The 17,310-nt window shown below is 35.9% G+C and carries 14 protein-coding genes and 4 pseudogenes; 9 read left to right on the top strand and 9 right to left on the bottom strand.

Translation table 11 applies throughout. From position 1 onward, the window contains the following. Positions 1–14: 14 nt before the first annotated feature. Positions 15–557, top strand: coding sequence for an IS630 family transposase (locus RHABOEDO_RS01395; protein ID WP_434062177.1), 543 nt, complete (start codon positions 15–17; stop codon positions 555–557). A 46-nt stretch (positions 558–603) separates the two neighbouring features. Next, positions 604–843 (top strand): annotated as a pseudogene (locus RHABOEDO_RS01390) (transposase); the annotation flags it as partial. A 172-nt stretch (positions 844–1,015) separates the two neighbouring features. Here RHABOEDO_RS01390 and RHABOEDO_RS01385 read toward each other — a convergent pair. Both RHABOEDO_RS01385 and RHABOEDO_RS01380 read right to left on the bottom strand, forming a co-directional pair. Continuing rightward, positions 1,016–2,461 carry a lipopolysaccharide biosynthesis protein gene (locus RHABOEDO_RS01385; RefSeq protein ID WP_220017683.1) on the bottom strand — a complete coding sequence of 482 codons (1,446 nt, stop codon included), beginning with the start codon at positions 2,459–2,461 and terminating at the stop codon, positions 1,016–1,018. 68 nt (positions 2,462–2,529) lie between these two features. After that, positions 2,530–3,639, bottom strand: a complete 1,110-nt coding sequence (locus RHABOEDO_RS01380; RefSeq protein ID WP_220017682.1) for an O-antigen ligase family protein — start codon at positions 3,637–3,639, stop codon at positions 2,530–2,532. Between the two features lie 101 nt (positions 3,640–3,740). Between RHABOEDO_RS01380 and RHABOEDO_RS01375 the strand changes: the two genes are divergently transcribed. Continuing rightward, complete coding sequence (locus RHABOEDO_RS01375) at positions 3,741–3,935, top strand: hypothetical protein (RefSeq protein ID WP_220017681.1); 195 nt, start codon at positions 3,741–3,743, stop codon at positions 3,933–3,935. A 69-nt stretch (positions 3,936–4,004) separates the two neighbouring features. Here the strand turns inward: RHABOEDO_RS01375 and RHABOEDO_RS01370 are convergent. The 4 genes and pseudogenes from RHABOEDO_RS01370 to RHABOEDO_RS01355 all read right to left on the bottom strand — a co-directional run bounded on the left by RHABOEDO_RS01370 (position 4,005) and on the right by RHABOEDO_RS01355 (position 10,054). Further along, positions 4,005–5,093, bottom strand: a pseudogene (locus RHABOEDO_RS01370) (IS481 family transposase). Between the two features lie 120 nt (positions 5,094–5,213). Further along, a complete protein-coding gene (gene uvrB / locus RHABOEDO_RS01365; RefSeq protein ID WP_215217439.1) occupies positions 5,214–7,202 on the bottom strand; it encodes an excinuclease ABC subunit UvrB in 1,989 nt (662 codons plus the stop codon). Between the two features lie 12 nt (positions 7,203–7,214). Beyond that, positions 7,215–8,414 (bottom strand): amino acid permease, encoded by a 1,200-nt coding sequence (locus RHABOEDO_RS01360; RefSeq protein WP_215217440.1) that lies wholly within the window; start codon positions 8,412–8,414, stop codon positions 7,215–7,217. After that, positions 8,411–10,054 (bottom strand): FAD-dependent thymidylate synthase, encoded by a 1,644-nt coding sequence (locus tag RHABOEDO_RS01355; RefSeq protein ID WP_215217441.1) that lies wholly within the window; start codon positions 10,052–10,054, stop codon positions 8,411–8,413. The genes RHABOEDO_RS01360 and RHABOEDO_RS01355 overlap by 4 nt, the downstream gene beginning before the upstream one ends. A 189-nt stretch (positions 10,055–10,243) precedes the next feature. On the opposite strand from RHABOEDO_RS01355, the gene hemB reads away from it, so the two are divergent. From hemB to RHABOEDO_RS01340, 3 genes and pseudogenes are all read left to right on the top strand, one after another. Next, positions 10,244–11,206, top strand: coding sequence for a porphobilinogen synthase (gene hemB, locus RHABOEDO_RS01350; protein WP_215217442.1), 963 nt, complete (start codon positions 10,244–10,246; stop codon positions 11,204–11,206). Positions 11,207–11,237: 31 nt separating this feature from the next. Further along, positions 11,238–11,450, top strand: coding sequence for a transposase (locus RHABOEDO_RS01345; RefSeq protein WP_220017680.1), 213 nt, complete (start codon positions 11,238–11,240; stop codon positions 11,448–11,450). Between the two features lie 65 nt (positions 11,451–11,515). Beyond that, positions 11,516–12,238: pseudogene (locus RHABOEDO_RS01340) on the top strand (IS630 family transposase); the annotation flags it as partial. 355 nt (positions 12,239–12,593) lie between these two features. Here RHABOEDO_RS01340 and RHABOEDO_RS01335 read toward each other — a convergent pair. After that, entirely contained in the window at positions 12,594–13,625 is a 1,032-nt protein-coding gene (locus tag RHABOEDO_RS01335) for an IS110 family RNA-guided transposase (RefSeq protein ID WP_220017679.1), read from the bottom strand. A 189-nt stretch (positions 13,626–13,814) separates the two neighbouring features. Between RHABOEDO_RS01335 and RHABOEDO_RS01330 the strand changes: the two genes are divergently transcribed. After that, on the top strand, positions 13,815–14,849 hold the full coding sequence (locus tag RHABOEDO_RS01330; protein WP_220017678.1) for an IS630 family transposase: 1,035 nt from the start codon (positions 13,815–13,817) through the stop codon (positions 14,847–14,849). A 10-nt stretch (positions 14,850–14,859) separates the two neighbouring features. Here the strand turns inward: RHABOEDO_RS01330 and RHABOEDO_RS01325 are convergent. Further along, positions 14,860–14,967: pseudogene (locus tag RHABOEDO_RS01325) on the bottom strand (IS5/IS1182 family transposase); the annotation flags it as partial. A gap of 227 nt (positions 14,968–15,194) precedes the next feature. Continuing rightward, positions 15,195–16,112, bottom strand: a complete 918-nt coding sequence (locus tag RHABOEDO_RS01320; protein WP_215217382.1) for a hypothetical protein — start codon at positions 16,110–16,112, stop codon at positions 15,195–15,197. A gap of 32 nt (positions 16,113–16,144) precedes the next feature. Between RHABOEDO_RS01320 and RHABOEDO_RS01315 the strand changes: the two genes are divergently transcribed. After that, positions 16,145–16,888 carry a MotA/TolQ/ExbB proton channel family protein gene (locus RHABOEDO_RS01315; RefSeq protein ID WP_215217381.1) on the top strand — a complete coding sequence of 248 codons (744 nt, stop codon included), beginning with the start codon at positions 16,145–16,147 and terminating at the stop codon, positions 16,886–16,888. Further along, the gene (locus RHABOEDO_RS01310; RefSeq protein ID WP_215217380.1) at positions 16,888–17,307 is read left to right on the top strand and encodes an ExbD/TolR family protein; all 420 of its coding nucleotides are present in this window, start codon (positions 16,888–16,890) and stop codon (positions 17,305–17,307) included. The genes RHABOEDO_RS01315 and RHABOEDO_RS01310 overlap by 1 nt, the downstream gene beginning before the upstream one ends. The last annotated feature ends 3 nt before the right edge of the window (positions 17,308–17,310 follow it).

The raw sequence follows: 17,310 nt of genomic DNA, 5'->3' as shown, positions 1-17,310 counted from the left end.
ACCCTGATGAAGAGATCTATTTCATAGATGCTGTGCATCCTGAACATCAGTCCCAAGCCGTATGTGGATGGATCAAAAAAGGCGTTCAAAAGACTTTGCAGACATCCGGGAAACAATTGCGATTGCATTTTGCTGGAGCTCTTTGCCTGACAGGAATGAAGATTTTTACAGAGGAATATAAGACAGTTGATGCCGATGCAATGCTCGATTTTTTCAAGAAGCTAGAAAAACAGACAGAGGCTCGAATTATTTATGTAATTTTGGATAATGCGAGATCAAACAAAAATAAGAAACTAGAAGAGTTTCTGATGTCTTCTAGGATTAAAGTGCACTATCTCCCTCCTTATTCGCCGAATTTGAATCCTATTGAACGCTTGTGGAAGATCTTAAAGGAAAAGACGGTATACAATCGATATTACGAAACGTCGGTGACTTTTTTTCAGGCAATTAGAGGATTCTTCTTAGAAGAGATACCGAAAATAACAGATATTTTGAAATGTAGGATAAACGACAAGTTTCAAGTCGTTGACTTAAATCCCATTAAGCTAGCCGTTTGAATCGGCACTAGTATAGAAGCATTTTCACTACATAAAAACCATTGGAGGATATTCTGGAAAAAAATTTGCAAAGAGTGTGCAGGAGATATTAGGATGTATAGTAGAAATAGCCAAAAGAAATACACTTCATACTTTTACAGTTATTCCCAAAAGATGGGTTGTAGAGCGTTCTTTTGCGTGGATAGAAAAATGTCGCAGGCTATGGAAAAATTGCGAAAGAAAACTACATACAAGCCTGAATATGGTGGTTCTTGCTTTTATTGCTCTACTTTTGAAAAGATTTTAAACAGGATCTTAGAATTTTTATGATCTTTTTTATTCCAAAGATGGAAATAATAATCACATCATTCCCATTTAGGATATTCTATGGATAACATACGACACTGGCAACCACTTTTTAAAATGTACAAAATTCCACAAAAAATATCATAACAAATTGTTTTCATATTTTTTCCATTCTACTTTATTAAAAGTTCTGGAGAAAATTTTTTTCTTACCCAATCTCTAAAAATCGAGGTTAAACAAAAAGAAAAACCTATAGATCCTATCCCTAGGCAACTTAAAATAGTCATTAAAAGATATATAGATTCGATCTTTGGCAAAAAATTCATCGCTAAAATATTTAAAACAAGCGGTGCAAGTAGAGGCAGAATACATAGATCTTTTATCCAACGATTACTACTTTCTGGTATCAATTTGCGATGAATAATGGGAAGAATCAAAATAGAACATAAGTTATGAATAAACCAAATTGAAGCAACTGCAAGCACTCCTAACCTTTCATAAAATAAGAACGCCATCGGAAACAAAAGAATTAATGTGATGACATTTTGCCAAATTAGTGCTTTTAACCATCCAAAGGAGTACTGCAAGGCTAAAGGCAAGCTCATCAATCCATTACAGGCTGTTCCTAAAATAAAAAGGCGGAGAATAGGAACTGCTTTTTCTGCTATTTGATGATTACGAATCCAAATAAAAACAAGTTCATTAGCAAAACAAACACATAAAACGGCTAAAGACAAAACCAAAACAGCTACTACTTGAGAAGCGTTTTCATATAATTTATAGAGGTCCACTAGTTTTTTTTGTGCAATCAACTGAGCAAACCTAGGGAATAGAGAACGAAAAAAAGGTTGAATCATTAAGTAAAGTCCATTGGATAGATTATAGGCGAGTATATAGCACCCATATACTTCTAAAGGAGCGTATCTACTTATAAAAAGCTTATCCAAGGAAACAATACATGTACTTGTTAGTGTTAAAAAAAAAGTCTGAGAAATAAAAGGCCATGATTGCTCTAAAAGCTTTCTACAAAAACGCGCTCTAAAAAACCCCCTATTTTGAGGCATGTATTTCCATAACAGAATAGCAAGGGTTAGTGTATGTAAGATGAGAATACTTAAATGCCAAATAAAAAAAGCGCGTAAAGAATGATTAATAAAGGCAAGTACTGCAATGACTCCTATTGATTTAAAAAATGTGAAAAATATTTGGATAGAATTTACGATCAATTGTTTCTGCAAGCCCATCAAACCGTTAGAATACAGAGAATTTGGCCACTGAAAACTCAAGCAGATTCCCATTAAAATAACCGCTTGAGCAACCTCTTGTGAAGAAAGATGCACAGGCTGCACCCAGTTATTGGCGATCGAGCTTGATAAACAACTAATGCTAAGACCCACTAATACGCAAATAAACCAATATACTCCTTCTAAGGATCGCAATAGATCGGCTGCTTCTATTCTTGTATTTTCTACTACTGTAAGCTGAGCCATTTGACGATTAATTGTTGTACCAATTGCTGCTTCAATGGGAACCAGCAGAAAACTTAGTAGAAGATAAAAACCGGTGATCCCATAGGCTTCTATTCCCAGGTATTCCAAGTAAAAAGGCACACAAATCAATAAAATTAGCCCTGAACAAGCTTTATTGCAGAAATTTGCTATTAAATTGATTTTAGAATGATTTTTACTCATGATCTCGATAAAAAAGCTCTCTTTTTCAAATGACGAAGTTGTGAAATAGTCGTCTTCTGAGCAATAGCATTAAGTAATGCTAAAGAAGTAAAAAACAAGACTTTTCCATACATCTGTTCTACAAAATAATAATCACAACATCCAACCCATAAGAACCCTATAAATATACTCAAAAATAACGCTTGTTCTTGAGAAAAAGGTTTTTGAATAGCTTTTTTTAAGATAGAAAGTAAAAAGGCACCAAAGAATATAAATCCGATAATCCCTGTTTCAACAGCAATCAACAAATAAATATTGTGCACTTTTGCACAGAGAAAAAGCCCAAATTGAACGGGATCATTACAGAGTTGAAAATTATTAAACCCTATACCAAACCAAGGATTTGCTTTGATCATTTTTAAAGCTATTTCTTGATAAACAATTCTTTCCCCATCCGCGTATTGTACCATCTGGTTATAGTTTACAATCCCTCCCCTATTAAAAAACTGCTGATAAAAAAGAGCTAAGCAAATAACGCTACTGACAAAAAAAAGTAGCCAAACTTTTTTAATCTCTTTTCTATAAGTAAGATCTTCTATCCAAAAATATTGAATAATCGTCCAAATGATCATCCCTACAACACAAGCAATCATCGCGGCTCTACAAAAAGAAATGCTTAAAGCTAGAAAATGCAGGAAAATAAGCGGCGTTAATACCCATTTAATCCACTTTTCCTGATGGATTACATATAAATAAGATGCATTCAAGAGAGAGAAAAATAAAAATCCTCCGAATACATTAGGGTGAGAAAATAGCCCTGTTGCTCGATAAAGCACATTTAAGGGCAGCTGAAAATGAGAGATTTGATCAAAAATCCAACGCTGTTTTCCTGGGTTGGAAAAACTAAACCAATGTAAAGGAGGCTCTCCTATTTTATGAAACCCTAGAGAGCTTTGAGAAAAATACTGCATACAAGCAATGATACATTGCACGCTTGCCGTAATTACAACTGTCCAAGCAATCCATTTGATGAGTTGACGGGTTCTATTTTGAGCTACGATATATTCAATAGCACAAAAAAGCAAAATCATCGTTGAGAACTGTACAAGACGAATATACTGCAACAAGTAACACCGTGCGGAAGAGAAAACAATCGAGAAAAAAGCCGTTAAACAAAATAAAACCAACCATCGAACAGGTGTCGTAAGTAATCTGCCGCCCAAGGTTTTTGGCGCTTGTAAAAGAACAAGTAGCACAAGTACAAAAATCACTAAGTCACCTGGAAAAAATTCAATATGACGATAAAAAAAATCGGGTAAAACCAGATCAGCAGGGATCATTCGATCAGAAAACGCACTTAAAAAAGCGCGGAATCTTTTTTGAAAAGGAAGAAGCAAAAATAAAAGAATCAACACAGCATTAGAGAATAAATAGAGCAATCTCTGGATCCAAAAATAAAATGGTTTTTGAATAAGCATATTTTTTATATGTCCTAGACAGAACTTGAGTTGACAGACAGCACTTCATTGACAGTGTCAATTTGGTGTAATGTGTCTAGCTTTTTCATTTGTGCTAGATGCTTTGCATCCTGAAATGTTTGCCATGGTGTCTTCCCATAACAATATTTCCCAGAATGGACTCGCTCTTCATTGTACTCTTTTACCCATTTATCCAAATCCATTTGCAGTTCTTCTAGACTATGATACACTTTTTGCCTAAATGCTGATGCAGAAAATTCATTTTGAATCGTCTGAGGAAACTTCTCACAGATTCCGTTGGTTTGAGGATGCCTTGCCTTTGTTCGAGTATGTTCAATATCTTCTATTGTAAGATAGAGCTCATATTCATGGTATTCCCGACTCCCACAGTACTCTGTCCCTCTACGGTTAAGTATTCTTAACACTCTTAACTCTTGTTCTTCAAACCAGGGTATTGTTTTATCATTTAATACTTCTGCTGCTACTAGTGCATTTTTTCTGTCATACAACTTAGTAAAAGCAACTTTACTATAGGTGTCAATCACTGTTTGCTGATAGATCCTTCCCACACCTTTAATAGTGCCTACATAATAGGTGTCTTGTGCAACAAGATAGCCAGGGTGTTGTGTTTCTATTTCACCATGCGCTTCTTTTTCTTCTTTAGCTTTTTCAAGCGCTCTTAATTAATCTTCTGTAAAGATCAAGTGATCTTGAGCTGCTTTTGCTTCTAACGCCTTTAGTCTCTTCTTACATGTTTCTAGATCATGCCTTAGCCATATCGATCTGACCCCTCCAGGAGAAACAAGAATTCCCTTCTTTTTCATCTCATTGGAAACTCGGAGCTGTCCATATGCAGGTTTTTCTATAGCAAATGCAACTACGCTAGTTTCTATTTTTTCTTCCACTCTATTTTTAGGGCAGGGTTTCCTTCTAGAGATTTCTTGTAATGCGGCTTCTCCGCCTTTTTCATAAAGCTCTTTGTATGTATAAAAGCTTTCTCTTGAATATCCCATGTGCTTACATGCTTGAGATACATTTCCTAGCGTTTTTGCTAATTTTAAAAGACCTAGTTTATTTTTTATCACTTTTCTCTCTATTGCTATATTCATAAATTACCACTTTGGTTCTGCTTTTGCAACTAAGGCATGATGCCTTAGTTGCAAAAGCTGTTTTTCTTTGCTATTTACCACTAAGTGTCAATTTAAGTCTTGTCTATTACATTTTTATACCTCTTCTTCTAGCAAACGCAAATCTTTATAAGATTGGAGTTGATCGCGAAAAGCTGCTGCTTCTTCAAATCGCATTTCTTTAGCTGCTATTTTCATTTTCTTCTCATATTCTTTAATTTTTTGCTCAATTTCTTTAGTTGTCATGTGAGTGATTTTTTTCTCTTCTAAAGTGTCCACGACATTTGCAAATGTTTGAGCAAGGTCTTCTATTTTTCTCTTTTGAATCGTTTGAGGAATAATGCCGTGTTTTTCATTATATTCTTGCTGTGTGCTTCGTCTTGCCTTTGTAGTATCAAGCGCACCTTGAATCGATTTTGTGATCTTATCTGCATACATCACAACTCGACCATCTATGTTGCGCGCTGCTCTTCCGCAGGTTTGAATCAAAGCCGTCTGGCTACGTAAGAAACCTTCTTTATCAGCATCGAGAATGCAAACAAGAGATACTTCTGGAATATCTAGACCTTCTCGTAGCAAATTAATACCAACTAGAACATCAAAAGTCCCTTTACGCAAGTCATTGATGATCTGCACACGCTCTAAAGTATCTATATCTGAATGCAGATATTTTGCCTTAATTCCAATTTCTGTTAAATATTTAGATAGATCCTCTGCTAGCTTTTTAGTTAAAGTAGTTACTAAAACCCTTCTGTTTTTTTCTGTTTCTTGACGAATAAGCTCTAAGCAATCATCGACTTGACCAGTAGCTGGCTTAATTTCAATAATAGGATCCAATAGTCCCGTAGGGCGAATGATCTGCTGTATAATTTCCCCTTCTGCTTCCTTTACTTCCCATTCAGAAGGAGTTGCAGAAACATAAATCACTTGATTGATCCTTTGGTGAACCTCTTCAAATTTTAAAGGACGATTATCAAATGCAGAAGGCAGGCGAAATCCATATTCCACCAAAGATTTTTTACGTGCTCTATCTCCATTGTACATCGCGTGTAATTGTGGAAGGGTTTGATGAGACTCATCGATAAAGACCAGGAAGTCTTCTGGAAAATAATCTAATAAACAAGGAGGAGGATCACCAGGCATTCTACCACTAAAATGACGAGAATAGTTTTCAATTCCTTTACAAAAGCCTATTTCTCGTATCATCTCTAAGTCATACGTTGTTCTCTGCCACAACCTTTGCTTTTCCAACATTTTATCTTCTGCCGTTAAAAAAGCAGTTGTTTGTTCTAATTCCTTTTTAATGGCATCTATTGCTTTAAAACGCACGCCTTCAGGAGTTACATGGTGAGAGCCTGGATAAATAGTAATTTTTTCTAAAACGGTGCAAACTTTGCCTGTTAAAGGATCAATCTCACAAATACGTTCAATTTCATCTCCAAAAAATTCTATACGATAAGCTAGGCTCTCTTCATAGGCTGGAACAATTTCTAATACATCTCCCCGAGCGCGAAAACTAGCGCGCACAAGATCATAATCATTGCGCTTATAATGCATTTCGACCAAATGCAATAATATATCATCACGACGACGCTTCTCTGTCACTGTAATTGTTAATAGCATCTGTCTATAATATTCAGGCAATCCCAAGCCATAAATACAAGAGACAGAAGCAATGATAATGACATCTTCTCTTTCGATCAAAGATCGTGTAGCACTCAAGCGCATCCGATCGATTTGATCATTAATCGCCAAATCCTTTTCAATATAGGTATCGGTTCGGGCAATATATGCTTCTGGTTGATAGTAATCATAATAAGAAACAAAGTACTCAACTGCATTATTTGGAAAAAATCCTTTGAACTCTTGATATAGTTGAGCAGCCAAAGTTTTATTGTGTGCAATCACTAAAGAAGGCCTGTTTAATCTCTGGATTACATTAGCCATAGTAAATGTTTTTCCCGATCCTGTTACTCCTAAAAGGACTTGGGCTTTTTTTCCTTCCTGCACTCTTTTTACTAACTGATCAATAGCTTGTGGTTGATCCCCGCAAGGAATGAATGCACTGTCTAGGGAAAACATCATAAAAAATCCAAATTAAACGCTGTTTGATCCTAGCATATTCACTATCTGTAAAAGAAGAACAGAAACAGCAACAATAAATACTAAAACCAAAGAAAGTTTACCAAAAGGAAATTGATAAGCCCCTTTCATTGCCTTATGATAGCGACCAACCCATACCATAATCACTGGTAAAATCCCATAAAGGATCACTGCACAAATCCCCCCTGCAAAACTCAAAGCTCTAAAAAAAAACTGCGGATAGCAAAGAGCAAAAAGTAAAGGAGGAGAGAAAGCAAGCAGGCAAAGGCTTAAAGACTCGTGCTTTTTACACCTAACCTTAAACCCATCAGATAAAAAATGCACTAAGCTCAATGCCTGAGAAAAAAAAGAAGTTAGAATAGCAAAAAAGGCTAGCCCTCCAGCCCATATTTTAACTTGAGTAAGATTCAAAAATAAAGAAAGCCCCTGTGAAGAGTCTCTTCCTGTTTGTAAAGACTCCATAATTTGATCTAAAGGAAGAATGCCTAACACAATAAATTCCCAAATTAAGTAGACTGCAAATGCTATTAAGCTGCCCATAACAATAGAAAGACGAACACGCTTTAAGTCTCCTTTCATATAATTGGTAAGAGAGGGAACCATATTTTGAAATCCAAATGCAATAATGAGTAAAGGAAAAGACTTCGGCGCATACATAAAATCTACATGCAAAAGTAACTGAGGGTTGACATAGTTTATGCTAAATAATACAAGAAGCCCAAAAAAAATAATTTTAATTGACATAAGAAAACGGTTGCACAAATCAACACTTCTTGTTCCTAAATAGACAACCCATCCAAACAATACAATTAATGCTACAGATCCTGTCCAATCGGGAATCTGCAGATTAAAAAAGGAATAAAAAAAAGAAGCAAATAATGTGCCAGTACCAGAAATATAGGCAACTAGTAATGCATAAAAGAGAAAAAGATAAGTAACCCAACCGATTGCCTTAAAAGATTTTCCGATGATTCGATCCAAAAGGGATAAAAAATTCATTCGCTCATGAAACCAACTATTTGTTTCTACAAGTAATAAAGCTGTAGAAGTCATAAAACTCCAAGCGAGGAAAAACAAAATAGTGGAGTAGAAAAAACCAGCCATTCCCGTCACTATAGGCAAGGCTAACATACCAGCTCCAATACAGCTTCCCGCAACGAGCAAAGCCCCTCCCAGAACACTGCCTTGTTTCATCCAGAGCCTTTAGCCGTCTTCTTCTCAATAATTCGAATCTCTTGATCTAAACGACCTAGTTCATATCCTTCATAATCCACAAATTTGAAAAAACGCTCAAAAATAGGCAAGACATGACATACTTGTTTTGCCATCTCTTGCGCAATAAATCGATAGGTAGGATGACCTGCTGGAGCAGAACGCAGTTCGCAAAGCCATTGAAGCAAGCGCAGATTTACATGAAAATACCAATGCATATTAAAAGCCATAGGAGCTACATACTGCGCTTCTTCAGAAAATTCTTCTGCAATTTTATCATAAACTTTTTTAGCTCTTTCCATCGCTTCTCTATAGGGTTTTTCCATCTCTGTATCTAAAATTTCATGGGGAATAAAATAACCAAAATCACAGGTAATAATTTGTCTTTCTTGAGTGAGCATTCGATGGCGTTGAAGATCGCGATATACACCAAAATCAGCTACTATTTCAAAAGTAAATGTTGCATGTTCCAAAGCTCTAGGAGATTTATGTCTTCTATTCTCACGGAAATTAGAGGCTGAATCTAAAATGTGATTTAATTCCTCTGTAGAAAGATTTTTACAGTGCTCTTGTAACTCAAATAATCCTGCATGACAATGCTCAAATAATAAAGCCGCTGCTACTTTTATAGGAGATTCTTCTTCATAACCAATCAATCTCACCCCTGCATGCTCCATTTTATCTAAACCAACAGAGTGCCTAGAAGCTAGCAGTTTTAATGTATTGCCCATCTGCTCACGAAACTGTGTAAAGCTAAGCTGATATTTATGATTAAGGTCAGCCCTTCGAACAAAGGAGGGAAGGATTTTATTCAGCTCCTGAAAGCTTTTTCTACCGATATCTTGTACTTCAGCCAAATTATGGCTATTTAATTTCTGGATTAAATATTCAAAAAATCTCCCATTTCCATATATCCCCATATTTGTCAGTGTGCTTACAGGCAAAAGTCCTCTCAAACAATCAAGAACCTTAGCACGCAAAGCAGCTGCATAGGCCACTTTGGAAACATCGTGCTCCTTAGGGAATTTTTTTTCCATTTGCCCCATTAAAGGAGGTATTAAAGAAGAATAGGTTTCAAATAACGAGTTACAAGTTTGCAAATACGTTTCACGAAATGCTGATGCTAGTAGAATAGGCTCTCGATAAAACAAATATTTTCCGTCTATTTTTTGATCAAAATAAATATAACGAGTAGATTTTTCTAAAGGAGATCCACCAATTCGAGCATCTTCTATAATCTTAGCTGAAATCATAGAAATATTTTCAATAGCAAGATGTCCCCCACCTAATTCTCCAATAGAATCATCACCATAGCCATCTAAAATCCGATCGTAAAAGTTTTGCGCTTTTTTGATTCCTATGATCTGATCTTCTACTTGTTTCTGATCTAAATCCACTTGAGTCCCTGTAATCGCTACAAAGGCAGTTTCCTCATTAAGGATAAAATCTTTAAGCAATAAAGATCTCAGCCCTAAACTAGATCTAGAATAGCGAGAAAATAAAGCTCCTTTAATTACTTCTGGTAAATTTCGTAAACAAAAAATATTACTTGTAGTATGAGTTACATATCTTTGAAGGATTTTAATTTGACTATCTGTGAATTCTTCGTAACCTTCGGTCATGAAATCTTCCTTTTAATCCTTGTTTCTTTCATTTAATGATTTGCCTTAAACATTAATAGAGTGACACATTCTTTGGGCACAATCAAGAAAAAAACCATCCCTTACAAATTAAGAATTTAAAGCTCAACATTTGCATAAATAGCCTTTGGTGTGCTTTGATCAATATGCGTTTTCTTAAAAGGTGGCCTCATGTTGATTAAAAGACCTCACCGCAATCGAAAAACCGTAGCCATCCGCTCTCTTCTAGCAGAAACGGTATTGCTTCCCAGTGACTTTGTCTTACCTGTTTTTGTTACAACAGAAAAGGAAAAAAAGAGCATTTTCAATATGCCAGGTATATTTGCTTGGCCCCTAGAAAAACTCACTAAAGAAGCAGAAACCTGGCATGGTAAAGGAATTTTAGCAATCGCTTTATTTCCTACTATTCCCCATGAATATAAAGACCCAAATGCTACTTATGCGCTCCAAGAAAAAGGATTAATACCCCAAGCTCTACAGAAATTAAAAAAAGAAATCCCTTCTTTATGTGTAATTACCGATATCGCATTGGATCCTTTCACCTCTCATGGACACGATGGTATTATCAATGAACAGAAAGAAATCCTTAACGATAAGACGGTTTCCATTCTTTCCCAAATGGCTCTTTTACACGCCCAATTCGGCGCTGATTTAGTAGCTCCTAGCGATATGATGGATGGTCGTATCAGAGCAATCCGAACCGTGTTAGACAAACACTTTTTTCATCAAATTGGAATTTTAGCTTATACAGCCAAGTACGCTTCTTGTCTCTATTCTCCCTTTCGCGGTGCAGTAGGTTCTCATTTGCAACACGGAGACAAAAAAAGCTATCAAATGAATCCAGCAAATGCTCGAGAAGCAATCCGCCAAGCTCTATTAGACGAAGAACAAGGAGCTGATATTCTTATGGTAAAACCCGCGCTTTACTATTTAGATATCATTACTAAAATGAAAGCAGCGCTTTCTCTGCCTATTTGTGCCTATCACGTCAGCGGAGAATATGCTATGATCATGGCTGCTGAAGAAAAAGGGATTTTACAAGCAAAAGAGGTCTTTCAAGAAGCCATGCTCAGTATTAAACGAGCAGGAGCTGATTTTATTTTCAGCTATGCGGTTCCTCTATTATTCCCTTAGAGCCTGTTTAAAATCTTTTTTGTTTAAAAAATTGGAAGAAAAGTATCCTTTTGCACAAAGAATCGTGGTTATATGCGATAACGCTGCCTACTATAGGTCAAAAATCGTTGCAAATTACCTAAAAACATCCAGAGTAGAAATCAAATTCTTGCCTCCTTATTCTCCCGATCTCAATCTGATTGAACGCCTTTGGCGATTCATGAATAAAAAAGTCCGCAATAATCGATATACTGAAATGCATTAGAAAAAAGACTTTTCAAACACTAAATTCATTGAAATTTTCTATATGTAAAAGAAGAAGCTCCCAGTTCAGCTAAACAAGTTGTCAATTTTGCCAAAGACCACTTTGGAATATGTTATACACCATCAGCTATGGTTTCTTTATTGCATCGGTTAAACTTTACCTATAAAAAGCCTAAGCTGATTCCTGGAAAAGTGAATGAGGAAGCTAAAGAGCTTTTTTCACAAGAATTGCAAAATCTAGAAAAAGAACTCGCTCAAACAGATCAACTGCTTTATTTAGATGGGGTTCATCCTCAACACAATTCCAAACCCTCTTATGGATGGTATGAAAAAGGATCTAAGGCTATATTGCTAACAAATACAGGACGTAAACGTATCAATATCAATGGAGCCTTAGATGTAAAGCGCTTAGAAGTTACAACTCTTTCTTCCGACTCTATCAATGCGCAATCTACTCTTGATTTGTTTAAAAAATTGGAAGAAAAGTATCCTTTTGCACAAAGAATCGTGGTTATATGCGATAACGCTGCCTACTATAGGTCAAAAATCGTTGCAAATTACCTAAAAACATCCAGAGTAGAAATCAAATTCTTGCCTCCTTATTCTCCCGATCTCAATCTGATTGAACGCCTTTGGCGATTCATGAATAAAAAAGTCCGCAATAATCGATATTATGAAAAATTCTTAGATTTTAAGAAGGCAATTTGTGCTTTTTTTGAAAATATTCCTAAATATCGGGAAGAACTGCAACCTCTTTTATCTAGGAAATTTTGCTTAGTTAAATCTTAATTTAAAAACAAACGAGTTCTCTAATTGCACACAAGGGGAATATAAATTCTCTTAATTCTTCATAAGCTCTCCGAGCCGATATTTTGCTTGCAAAATAAAAGGCGTTTTTTAAGATCTTAGGACAGCAAAGTTTAATGCGGGAGATAAGTCCAGGGTTCTCTGCGGAGTCTTTTTGAAGAAAACTATTTTAGATTCTTCGCTCCATTATGCTATCCGAAATGAAATGGGCAAGACAATGTATATTACGGCTTCTAAGAGCCAACTCATTTGTCGTCTTTACCTATTTCTTCGGTTTTCTCCTGCAAAAAATTTTAGTCACTTTTCCTAATGTTTTTATTTCTAAAAAAATGCGTTTTTAAGCTGCCTTTGGCTCACCGTAAATAAATTCTTTTTGTTCAATCAGCATCTTATGCATAATTACGGATAACTTTCTACCTACTGCTAAGGCGGCTTTCTTCATTCCTTTTTTTCTCATGATTTTTAATCCCCAAGCTTTTAGCTTGCTCCATTTCTTACTTCGTGTCAGCATTACTATTCCGGCTTCAACTAATAGAGATCTAAGTTCACTGGATCCACATTTTGAAATTCTTCCCTGTCTTTGCACCTCTCCGGAGGCATACTGTTTAGGCGTCATACCAAGATAGGCTCCTACTGATTTAGAATCGTTAAAACGAGTGGGATCAAAAATTTCTGTTTTATAGGTTAATGCTGTTACAGGTCCTACGCCAGGGATTGTCATAAGCCGTTGTACTTCTTTATCTTGACTGACCAGCTTAAGCATTTCTTTATCCAGTTTTTCTACTTCCTCAACTACCTTATCAAAGGTATTTAATAGAGAGGTTATGCTCAGAACAATACTTTTTTCCTGTTTTTCTATCTGCTTTACAACCACAGACGAAAATCTTTTGGATCCCACAGATCCCAATCGTATTCCGTAACTTTTAAGCAAGCCCCTTACAGTATTTTTTAACTGCGTTTGCTGTTTAATTAGCGCTCTTCTGGAAACTAACAAAATGCTTTTTTCTACTGAATCTTGGGGCTTACAGTGTACTCGTGTATACATACCTGATCGAAGGGCTTCTGCGATTCCTCGTGCATCATTTTTGTCTGTCTTATTTATTTTCAAAGCAAGAATCGTACTCAGCTTCCTTGCATCCATACATAGGGGATCTATAGCTCTTTTTCTAAATCCTGTGACTAGGTAATGAGATAAACATCCACTTTCAAAGCCAACAACGATTTCTTGAAAATCTCTTTTGGAAAAATAATCTGCTAGTAAATCAGGATCTGTTTTTTCTGAACCTTCATGGACAATCTTACCTTGTTCATTTAATATACAGATAAAAGTTCTTTTCATTGATACATCTAATCCAATATAATGCTTCATAGGTTGCTCCTCATTTTTTTGCTCTTTAATGAGCGGTTTTGAGATTTGAAAAAATCTCGTTTATATTGGAGAGTTTAACCTACTCCGTTTAAGGAGCAACCCCTTCTTTGTGTGCAATTATGGCATGTATATAGTGGTTCCGATTCAATCGTATAGAAAAATATTTTGTTTTGTGTTAAGCTATTGAGCATGAAAAAACTGATCCCTAGCCAGATAGCTGACTTAGAACACAAGTTAAAGCATCCAAAAGACTATTCTGAACGGAATAGGCTTTGTGTAATTTTGGGCTATGATGAGGGTATCTCAACAAAAAATCTTGCTAAAACACTCCGGATAAGCCCTATCACTGTTCAGGAATACCTCAGAGAATATGATTCCGAAAATAAAACTGGAAGTAGCCCTCGAGGCGGTAGCAAATCAAAACCTTCACAAGACCAAACAGAGTCTCTACTAAAACACCTACAGGAAAAGACCTATCTTAAAGTCAAAGGGATCATAGCTTATGTGCATGAGCAATATGGGATAAAATATTCCCAAAGTGGCATGACAGATTGGCTCATACAGCACGGATTTGCTTATAAACGTCCTAAAAAGATTCCTGGGAAATTAGATCCTGAAAAACAACGAATTTTCATAGAACAATATAGGGCTTTAAAGGAGACCTTAAACCCTGATGAAGAGATCTATTTCATAGATGCTGTGCATCCTGAACATCAGTCCCAAGCCGTATGTGGATGGATCAAAAAAGGCGTTCAAAAGACTTTGCAGACATCCGGGAAACAATTGCGATTGCATTTTGCTGCAGCTCTTTGCCTGACAGGAATGAAGATTTTTACAGAGGAATATAAGACAGTTGATGCCGATGCAATGCTCGATTTTTTCAAGAAGCTAGAAAAACAGACAGAGGCTCGAATTATTCATGTAATTTTGGATAATGCGAGATCAAACAAAAATAAGAAACTAGAAGAGTTTCTGATGTCTTCTAGGATTAAAGTGCACTATCTCCCTCCTTATTCGCCGAATTTGAATCCTATTGAACGCTTGTGGAAGATCTTAAAGGAAAAGACGGTATACAATCGATATTACGAAACGTCGGTGACTTTTTTTCAGGCAATTAGAGGATTCTTCTTAGAAGAGATACCGAAAATAACAGATATTTTGAAATGTAGGATAAACGACAAGTTTCAAGTCGTTGACTTAAATCCCATTAAGCTAGCCGTTTGAATCGGCACTAGTATAGATCAACTATTCGTGGACGTGTTTTTTTGCGTGTAGACTCAAGTATTAGATGGATTTTGTTAAATTGCTTACGAGAGATATCGCTTGGATAAGAGCGGGTCATAATTACCTCCAAAGGTTTTATGAAAACTATCATTATACCTTAATGAAAAGATTTTAAACAGGCGCTTAGATGGATTTTGCTAAATTGTTTACGAGAAATATCGCTTGGATAAGAGCAGGTCATAACTACCTCCAAAGGTTTTATGAAAACTATCATTATACCTTAATGAGAAGATTTTAAACAGGCTCTAATACTACTTTTATAAAAATTCACTAACTATTTTAGAACTAAAAATGCTTTAAAAGATGAGCGATTTGAGGCAAATCAATTTCAAAATGTATAGAAAGATCGATACAATGTACCTCATGAGCTTTAAGCCTCACTATGCTAGCATTAGAGGCTACTTCTAGAGGTTGAGCTGATAAATCAATAGTAAAAGGATCCACGGTTTCAAAACAGTAACCGTGGACAAAGTCGGTTCCTTGAAAAGAAGAACAAAACTCCTGCTCTACTAAATGCTTCCAATTACGCTCTTTACGATGGCCCCAATTAGATACTTTTTTTAGCATCTGTTCTTTTGTCCGAACCCAGCTAAAATGATGAACCATGGGCTTTTTGTCCAAGCTTAAGCACATCCGTTTTTTCTCTGACTGCACAGAGAAATAGGTACCCGCTCTTTCTTGTGGATGCATAAGAGCTTGTAGATTCTCTCTGGTTTTTTTTAAGAAAAGAGGCGTGTCTTCCCAATTCGTCGCCTGGTAAGAGCTACTGCGGAAATACCAGTAATTAGCAAGCCGTATTGCTGTGTATTGAGTATAGTTAAAATGCTCTAGCCATTTTATAAAATGGCTTGTGTCTACAATTTCATCACAATCGAGAAAGAGCACATATTGAATCTCTTTTTGTAAAAAAAAACTACCTATCAAACGGGATAAATTATGCCAATAATGAGGGTCGTGTTTCTTAGAGATATTGAAAGGAAATTCAATGAATTGCACATCAGGAAAAAGCGCATAAACCTTTTGTAAAAAAAGAGAATCTTCTTTTTCCCCGCTAAACATATGATCACAGACAGGCACAATAATTTGTGTGGAAAACTCTTGAGCAGCCTGTATACAAAGAGATAGAAAAGCAAAGTCATAACTACAAAAGTTGATAATCGTTCCTATCGAATGTTTAAGATTGACAAATTTCTTTTTTCCCATTATCTCTTTAGGGAAGAACCCTTCGTATGATCATGCCTGAAATCCCAATAGCTAGTTTTACTACATTTATCAATGCTTATGCCCAGTCCGATGTTTTTGGCAAAGCAATTATGTTGGCCTTAATCGGCCTTTCTCTGATCTGTTGGATTATACTGATCCAGAAAATTAAAGTTACCCATAGAACCGCTCGTTTATCTCAAATTTTCTATAAAAACTACACAAGTCAAAAGGAAAGAATGCTACAAATAGATTTACAAGAGGTAAACGCTTGTAAAGATCTGCACCCTTTTGCTCATATTCTCGGATCTCTTAAAGTAAAAACAGGAGAAATTCTCAACAAGAATTTGTATTTTTCTACACAAGATTTGGAAAAGCCTAAGATCTATCTATCCTCTACTGATTTAGAGGCTGTGGAAAGCCATGTACTGACCACGATTTCTTATCATGTAAAACAACTCGAAAAAAACCTATTTATTCTACCAACTATTGTATCACTTGCTCCTTTTTTAGGTTTATTAGGAACGGTTTGGGGCATTTTAGTGACTTTTTCAGGTTTGCAAAACAGTAGCTCCATTGGTTCTAATAGTGTGATTATAGGAGGTCTTTCTACAGCTTTGGCAACCACTGTTTTAGGCCTTGTTATTGCAATCCCCGCTTTAATTGCTTATAATTACTTAAAACATAGAATTTCCAATTATTCCTCAGAAATGCAGGATTTTTTATATGAGCTTCTTTCTTATTTAGAACTACAATATCGCAGGGTGGATCTGGATTGATGCGTCAAAAAAGACAGTTCTCTTATCAAGAGATTTCCTCTGAAGAAAACCTGGTCAATTTAACCCCACTAATTGATGTCGTTTTTGTTGTGTTAATTTTATTTATTCTTATTGCCCCTATGGTAGAAGTAGATCGTGTACAGCTCTCTTTTTTTTCTTCTGAATTAACCTACCCTGTTTATGAAAATGCAATAGCTACTATCTATGTGCATGAAGATAATTCTATTTGGTTAAATCAAACAAGAATCTCTGAAGCACAATTAATGCACTGCCTAAAAGACCTTCATCAAAAACAAGGCAATATCCCTCTGCAGCTTTTTCACGATAAAAGAGCACAATTTGGAGTTTATCAATCTGTTAAGAATGCAGCAGAATTAGCAGGATTTGAGCAGCTTGATGTCATCGTAAAATCTGGATGAGAG

The organism is Candidatus Rhabdochlamydia oedothoracis (assembly GCF_019453995.1).
GTDB classification, from domain to species: domain Bacteria; phylum Chlamydiota; class Chlamydiia; order Chlamydiales; family Rhabdochlamydiaceae; genus Rhabdochlamydia; species Rhabdochlamydia oedothoracis.
The sequence above is the reverse complement of the archived record's forward strand: the minus strand, read 5'-3'. Positions and strand labels throughout refer to the sequence as shown.

Excerpts from the sequence above, each read along its gene's own strand:
- RHABOEDO_RS01355 (WP_215217441.1), bottom strand. The coding sequence starts at position 10,054 with ATGACCGAAGGTTACGAAGAATTCACAGATAGTCAAATTAAAATCCTT.
- RHABOEDO_RS01335 (WP_220017679.1), bottom strand. The coding sequence starts at position 13,625 with ATGAAGCATTATATTGGATTAGATGTATCAATGAAAAGAACTTTTATC.
- RHABOEDO_RS01310 (WP_215217380.1), top strand. The coding sequence starts at position 16,888 with ATGCGTCAAAAAAGACAGTTCTCTTATCAAGAGATTTCCTCTGAAGAA.
- uvrB (WP_215217439.1), bottom strand. The coding sequence starts at position 7,202 with ATGATGTTTTCCCTAGACAGTGCATTCATTCCTTGCGGGGATCAACCA.
- hemB (WP_215217442.1), top strand. The coding sequence starts at position 10,244 with ATGTTGATTAAAAGACCTCACCGCAATCGAAAAACCGTAGCCATCCGC.
- RHABOEDO_RS01360 (WP_215217440.1), bottom strand. The coding sequence starts at position 8,414 with ATGAAACAAGGCAGTGTTCTGGGAGGGGCTTTGCTCGTTGCGGGAAGC.
- RHABOEDO_RS01315 (WP_215217381.1), top strand. The coding sequence starts at position 16,145 with ATGCCTGAAATCCCAATAGCTAGTTTTACTACATTTATCAATGCTTAT.
- RHABOEDO_RS01330 (WP_220017678.1), top strand. The coding sequence starts at position 13,815 with ATGAAAAAACTGATCCCTAGCCAGATAGCTGACTTAGAACACAAGTTA.
- RHABOEDO_RS01320 (WP_215217382.1), bottom strand. The coding sequence starts at position 16,112 with ATGGGAAAAAAGAAATTTGTCAATCTTAAACATTCGATAGGAACGATT.